At 74.0% G+C, this 6,635-nt stretch carries 4 protein-coding genes; 2 read left to right on the top strand and 2 right to left on the bottom strand.

The window, feature by feature from the left end:
* Positions 1–738: 738 nt before the first annotated feature.
* Positions 739–2,136 (top strand): NAD(P)/FAD-dependent oxidoreductase, encoded by a 1,398-nt coding sequence (locus ACFVWU_RS18640; RefSeq protein ID WP_387621867.1) that lies wholly within the window; start codon positions 739–741, stop codon positions 2,134–2,136.
* A 67-nt stretch (positions 2,137–2,203) separates the two neighbouring features.
* Here ACFVWU_RS18640 and ACFVWU_RS18635 read toward each other — a convergent pair whose 3' ends face one another.
* Positions 2,204–3,124, bottom strand: coding sequence for a RimK family alpha-L-glutamate ligase (locus ACFVWU_RS18635; RefSeq protein WP_387621865.1), 921 nt, complete (start codon positions 3,122–3,124; stop codon positions 2,204–2,206).
* A 283-nt stretch (positions 3,125–3,407) separates the two neighbouring features.
* Between ACFVWU_RS18635 and ACFVWU_RS18630 the strand changes: the two genes are divergently transcribed.
* Complete coding sequence (locus tag ACFVWU_RS18630) at positions 3,408–5,009, top strand: ABC-F family ATP-binding cassette domain-containing protein (protein WP_387621862.1); 1,602 nt, start codon at positions 3,408–3,410, stop codon at positions 5,007–5,009.
* A 75-nt stretch (positions 5,010–5,084) separates the two neighbouring features.
* Here the strand turns inward: ACFVWU_RS18630 and ACFVWU_RS18625 are convergent, their stop codons facing one another.
* Complete coding sequence (locus ACFVWU_RS18625; RefSeq protein WP_387621859.1) at positions 5,085–6,635, bottom strand: hypothetical protein; 1,551 nt, start codon at positions 6,633–6,635, stop codon at positions 5,085–5,087.

The following is a 6,635-nucleotide window of genomic DNA, read 5'->3' as shown; positions in this document are numbered from 1 at the left end:
ATCGGCATGCCGGGCTCAACGACCGGCACCCCACCGGGGTACCGGTCGCATCACCAGTTCATCCGAACCAGTCATGTGCGAAGGACGGGGCTAGTGCCGCGCCGCATGCGATGAGACGCCTCCTGACGCCTCCTTGACACCGTCGGGCGCCGATCTTGACGCTTCCTTAGCGCCGTCGCGGCGCCCGGCGGGGTCAGCCCTGCGAGAGGTGCCGGTGGAGCGGTCAGCTCCGGCCGGCCTGCGTGGTGTTCGCGGATCGGCGGCCGTCGCGGACCCCGGCCCTCGCGGGACCCGTACGGGCGCGGAGTTCACGCGCCCGGTCCCGCCCGGGCCGAGACGGCGGCAGGGCGGGGCGCGGTGCGGGCCGTGCCCTCCGGCGGGGAGGCGCGGAATCAGCGCACGGCGATGACGGTCACGGCGGCGCGAACCGGCGGCCGCTCATGCGGCGGACGGTCGCGGTGGCGTACCGGGCGGTTCACGCGGCTCATCAGACCCACCCGGGTCCGCCGGGGCAAGCACCGCACCGGCGCCCTGACGAATCCCTGACGTACCCGGAACGCCCGCGAGTCCGACCGCCGAACGCCGCGCGACGACCGGGGGCGGGTCCGACTTCGGCCCGCACTACCGCACTCGACGGCTCCCGCCGGCCCGATGCTGCCTCAACGGGCCGACCGGGGCGGCACGTTGGTCCAGGTGAAGCGGCTACGGACCGCCTCGGACACCACTACGCTACGTGTCATGAGTTCTTCGGAGACGGCCCCCGGGCGGGGCACTGCGGTGGTGATCGGCGGCGGTCTGGCCGGGGTGGTGGCGGCCTGGGCGCTGCGGGGCAGCGCCGAGCGGATCGTCGTGGTGGAGCGGGACCGCTACCCGGACGAGCCGACGTTCCGGGCCGGGGTGCCACAGGGGCGGCACGCCCACCTGGTGCTGGAGGCGGGGCACCGGGCGTTGGAGGAGATGATGCCCGGCATCAAGCAGGAGCTGTCGGCCGCGGGCGCGCACCGGATCGCCGTCTCGGGCGATCTGAAGTGGCTCAGCTCTGCCGGGTGGATGGCCGACTACCCCGCCCGGTTGAGCTTCCTCTCCTGCACCCGGCCGGTGCTGGACAAGCTGATCCTGGACCGGGTCCGCACCGAGCCCTCGATCGAGTTCCTGGAGGGCACCGACGTGGTCGGGCTGCTGGGCTCGGCACGGACGGTGACCGGGGTGAGGGTCCGCGAGCGCGGTTCGGAGCGAGACCCGGAGCGAGGCTCGGAGCGAGGCTCGGAGCACAACGAGGAGCAGAGCTCTGGTCGCGGTGAAGTCCGGGACATCCCTGCCGAGTTGGTGGTCGACGCGTCCGGCCGCTCGACCTCGGTGCCGAAGTGGCTCGCCGAACTGGGCTGCCGCCCGGTGCCCGAGGAGCGGGTGGACGCCGGCGTGGCGTACTCCTCCCGGCTGTTCCACCGCCCGCCCGGGGTCGACCTCGGCTACCAGGCGATCTACCTGCAGACCAAGGCACCGGACAAGCCGCGGATGGGCGTGCTGCTGCCGGTCGAGGGCGACCGCTGGATCGTCAGCCTGGCCGGGATGCGCGGCGCCGAACCCGAGCCCGGCGAGGAGGGCTTCACCAAGCACCTGGCCCAACTCCGCGACCCGGGCCTGCGCGACGCGCTGCGGGACGCCGAACCGGCGGGCGGGGTGCGCGGCTTCCTGCCCGGCCCGGGCGTGCGGCGCCACTACGAGCGCGGCGGCCCGGAGGGCCTGGTGGTGGTCGGCGACGCCGCGAGCACCTTCAACCCGGTGTACGGCCAGGGGGTCACGGTCTCGCTGTTCTGCGCCCAGGCGCTGCGCCGCACCGCGCTGCGGTACGGCGGCATCGGCCACGCCACCGCGCGCGACGCACAGCGGGAGATCGCGGCGGTGTCCAAGAACGCGTGGATGATGTCCTGCGCCGAGGACGTCCGCTTCGCCGCCACCACCGGCGGGCCCTCCGGCGCCCTGATCAGGATCCAGCACCGCTTCCTGGACCGGGTGCTGGCCGGCGCGACCCGCGACCCGGAGGTCACCGCGGCCTTCCACGAGGTGCTCTCCCTGGTGGCACCGCCCTCGCTGTTCTTCCGCCCGTCGGTGCTGGCGGCCGTGCTGCGGAGCTGACGGCTGCGAGGCCGGCGGCTGCGCAGCACGGCGGCTTCGCGGCTGTCGGCCGCGGAGCCGCTGCCGCTCACGGGGTGAGGTGCGCGGCGACGTACGGCAGCGCGACCTGCTCCAGGGCGCGCTGCCCGAAGGCCGGGTGGACGTTGACCTCGAAGACCACCCCGCCGCTCTCGGCGGCGAGGTCGACGCCCGCCAGCTCCAGGCCGAGCGAGTCCGCCGCGGCGATCGCCAACTTCGCCAGTCCGTCAGGTAGTTCGTCAACCTCCAACAAGCTGGAGACCGCGCCGCGGCACTCGTTGCAAGGCTCGTCCGGGTCCGCCTGGACGTGCTCGGCCACCCGGACCACCCGACCGTGCAGCACCACCACGCGGTACTGGTGGCGGCGGCCGTCCGGCAGGAAGTTCCGGGCGTCGCGGGCGATCAGCCAGTCCGTCCCGGCCGCGGCGTAGTACTGTGCTGCGGCGGCGAGTTGGGCCGGGGTGGTGACATGGAAGACGTCCTCACCGCCCATTCCCACGCAGGGCCGGGCCCAGACGTCACCGCCGAGCCGCTCGAACGCCTCGGCGGCGGCCTCCGGGCTCGGCCGGGAGAGCACCACGCTCGGCATCTGCGGCACGCCGTCCCGGGCGAAGCGGGCGACGGTGCGGTCCTTCTCGGTGGCCGCCCGCCACGCCTCGGGGTCGGTGCCGAGCGAGCGGGCGCCGTACGCGCGCAGCCGCCGCTGGCAGTCGGCGAAGGCGCGGCGCCGGTGCGGCGGGATCTCGTAGACGACCACCGCCTCGGCGGTGACGGTCCGTCCGTCCGCCGCGAGCCGGAGCCCGCCCGGGCCGTCGGCGTCGATCCGGCCGCTGCCGCCGTCCATGAAGTGCCGGGCGTCGAGGTGGACGGGCGCGCGGCCGGTCAGTGTCCGTACGGCGGTGGCGAGGACGTCGCGGCTTCCTTCGGTCGAACTGTGGTCGGTCAGGAGAACGAGTTCAGATCGGCCCATACGGCCATGGAAGAGGCCCCGGTCCAGTCCGGCAAGACGGCCCCGCGCGCCACGGTGGCCGAAACCGCGGCGAAGGAACGAGCGGACGGCCCGGGCAGGGCCGGTGAATCCGCAGTCCGGGCGGCCCGTTCGCTGCGCCGGACGGAATGCGGCCGGTCAATTCGGATGCGGCCGTTCCGACGGACAGCTAGCCTGGCCGCATGTCTACGCCCCGAATTTCCTAGCTGACGGACCCACCTCCACGCCACCCGTGTGTCCATGAGCTGTTTCGGAGCGTTATCCCATGATCACCACCCGCGGTGTCGACGTGCGCGTCGGCGCCCGTCTGCTGCTGTCCGACATCACCCTGCACATCGCCCCCGGCGACCGGATCGGCCTGGTCGGCCGCAACGGTGCCGGCAAGACCACCCTGCTCGCCACCCTCGCCGGACAGCTGCCGCCCGCCGCCGGGACGGTCACCCGCACCGGGCCGGTCGGCTACCTCCCGCAGGACTCCCGCGCCGCCGACCCGGCCGTCACCGTCACCGACCGCATCCTGTCCGCCCGCGGCCTGGACACCGCCGTCCGCGCGCTGCGCGCCACCGAGGAGGCGATGGCCCTGGCCGGCTCCCCGGCGGAGGAACGCCGGGCGATGGACGCCTACACCCGGGCCGAGGCCCGGTTCCAGTCCCGGGGCGGCTACGCCGCCGAGGCCGAGGCCGCCCGGGTCGCGGCCGGGCTCGGGCTGCCCGCCCGGGTGATGGACTCCCCCGTCGGCACGCTCTCCGGCGGCCAGCGGCGCCGGGTCGAACTGGCCCGCATCCTGTTCGCCGAGCACGGCACCCTGCTGCTGGACGAGCCCACCAACCACCTGGACGCCGACTCGACCGCCTGGCTGCGCGGCTTCCTCGCCACCCACCAGGGCGGGCTGGTGCTGATCAGCCACGACCTCGGGCTGGTGGAGGAGACCGTCAACCGGGTCTTCCACCTGGACCCGGGCCGCGCCACCATCGACATCCACAACACCGGCTGGCGGGCGTACCTCACCCAGCGCGCGGCCGATGAGCGCCGCCGCGCCCGGGAGCGGGCCAACGCCGAACGCAAGGCCGCCGCCCTGCACGCCCAGGCCGACCGGATGCGTGCCAATGTCGCCACCGCCACCACCGCCCGCAGCATGGCCCGCCGCGCCGACCGGATGCTCGCCGAGCTGGAACCCGTCCGGCAGGCCGAGCGCACCGCCCGCATCCGGCTGCCCGAGCCCGCGTCCTGCGGCCGGATGCCGCTCGGCGCGATCAGCCTGGCCAAGGCGTACGGCGGCCGGCCGGTACTGACCGACCTGGACCTCGCCGTCGACCGCGGCAGCCGGCTGGTCGTGCTCGGCCTCAACGGCGCGGGCAAGACCACCCTGCTGCGGATCCTGGCCGGCCACGAGACCGCGGACTCCGGCCGCGTCGTCCCCGGGGCAGGCCTGCGGCTCGGCTACTTCGCCCAGGAGCACGACACCCTGGACCCGGCGCTCAGCGTCCGCGACAACCTCGCCGAGGCCGCGCCCAACCTGACCGACGGCGAACTGCGGCACGTGCTCGGTGCGTTCCTCTTCCGCGGCGACGACGCCGACAAGCCGGCCGGCGTCCTGTCCGGCGGCGAGAAGACCCGCCTCGCCCTGGCCGCCCTGGTCCACTCCGGCGCCAACGTGCTGCTCCTGGACGAGCCGACCAACAACCTCGACCCCGCCTCCCGGGCGGAGGTCCTGGCGGCGGTCGGCACCTACCCGGGCGCGATCGTGATGGTCACCCACGACCCTGGCGCCATCGAGGCCCTGCGGCCCGACCGCGTCCTGCTGCTGCCGGACGGGGACGAGGACCTCTGGCACGACTCCTACCTGGAACTGGTCACGCAGGCCTGACGACCGTTCCGAGTCCCGTCTCGGCCCGCCGGACTTCCCCGGCGGGCCGGTGCGCCATACCGTCGAAATTCAGGATCACCGCCGCAGGCACCACTCCACGAACCGACTGATGCTCGGGTCCACCTGGGCGCTCTCGTCGGCGACGGCCGCGGTGCAGAAGTAGCGGACCTCCTGGAAGTCGAGTTCCATGGCCTGGACCAGGCTGTACAGGCCGAGCTTGTCGAGGATCCAGGCGCGGGCGGCGCCGCTGTCGCCCGATGGGTCGGGGCACAGGCCGTGTTCGGCGAGCAGGTCGGTCTTGCTGATCGCGACGGCGAGCCGTGACTGCCGCACCGGAGCGCCCATCGCGGCCACTGCCTGGACGGAGCGGCCGAAGACCTCCTCCGGGTGGACGGTGGAGGCGAGGGTGCGGTCCAGCAGGCTGTCCGGCGCGGGTTCCAGCCGGGTCCAGAACTCCTCCACCGCCATCGGGTCGAGGACGAAGACGAAGGTGCGCGCGGCTCGGGCGTAGCGCAGCGCGTCGGTCTCGTCCCGGTCGACGAAACGCTCGCCGGCGGTGTCGAAGAGGTGGACGAGGCGTTCGGTGCGGCCTGCACCGAGGGTGAAGGAGTGCGCGCGGGGCAGCGCCTTCTGCGTGCCGAGGGTGTGCCCGCGCATCCGCAGCACCTCGCGGAGCACCTGGTAGCCGCCGGCGGAGTCGTCGTCGGCCAGGCGCAGCGCCGGGCCGCCGTTCGCGGCGGAGTTCTCCAGTGCGAGCAGCATCGCGGCCATCAGCTGGGTCTTGCCGGCGGCCCGACCGCCGATCAGCGGGACGACCACCTCCGGCATGTGCCCGGCGTCGGTGTTCATCGGCTTTCCGCAGTGGGCGTGGGTGCAGTAGGCCTGGAGCCGGGACTGGCGGCCCATCAGCATCAGCAGGGTGGGCATCCGCTGCCCGCAGGCACAGCGGCGGCGCCAGATGCCGTACCGGCCGGGGCGGATGTCGGTGTGCCGGCGCCGGCAGGTCGTGCGTGGGCAGTCGTAGGCGGGGTAGCGGACCTTCTCGTAGCAGTGCGGGCAGATCATGCCGGTGCGCAGCCGCTTGAGCCAGAGCAGCGCGCGGTCGGCGGCCCGCAGGGTGGTGGCGATGAGCCTGGCCCCGGCGCAGAGCAGGCCGAGCACGAGGGCGTGCAGGGCGGGCAGGACCAGTAGCAGGGGCACCACGAGGACGGCGCCGAGGGCGAGGGCGGGGTAGAGGGTGAGCCCGTAGGGCACGGTGAAGGCGCGGCTGCGGGGCGGGGCGGTGAACTGCCCGGTGGTGACGGCACGGAACGAATCGCCGACCGTGCGGGCGTACGACCGCCGTGCCAGTGTGACAAGTTGCCGCAGGTCGCGGCTGCCGGGGCCGTAGAAGTAGTTGCGGTGGGCGGGGACTTGCTCGTCCTGCGGGCGGTACGGCGCCATGGTGCGGAACTCGGCAGTCCGCCGGAACAGCACGCCGATCATCAACTGCAGGTAGCCCCAGAGGAGTTCCATCACCAGTGCGAGGGCGCGCAGGGCCAGGACGACGGGGGCGACGACCAGGTAGGCGGCGAGCCCGGCGAGATAGAACAGCGGGACGAGGACGAAGATCAGGATGGCGGCCAC

The organism is Kitasatospora sp. NPDC058190 (genome assembly GCF_042883685.1).
Taxonomy (GTDB): Bacteria; Actinomycetota; Actinomycetes; order Streptomycetales; family Streptomycetaceae; genus Kitasatospora.
This window is presented reverse-complemented; position numbering and strand designations above follow the sequence as displayed.

Excerpts from the sequence above, each read along its gene's own strand:
- ACFVWU_RS18640 (WP_387621867.1), top strand. The coding sequence starts at position 739 with ATGAGTTCTTCGGAGACGGCCCCCGGGCGGGGCACTGCGGTGGTGATC.
- ACFVWU_RS18635 (WP_387621865.1), bottom strand. The coding sequence starts at position 3,124 with ATGGGCCGATCTGAACTCGTTCTCCTGACCGACCACAGTTCGACCGAA.
- ACFVWU_RS18630 (WP_387621862.1), top strand. The coding sequence starts at position 3,408 with ATGATCACCACCCGCGGTGTCGACGTGCGCGTCGGCGCCCGTCTGCTG.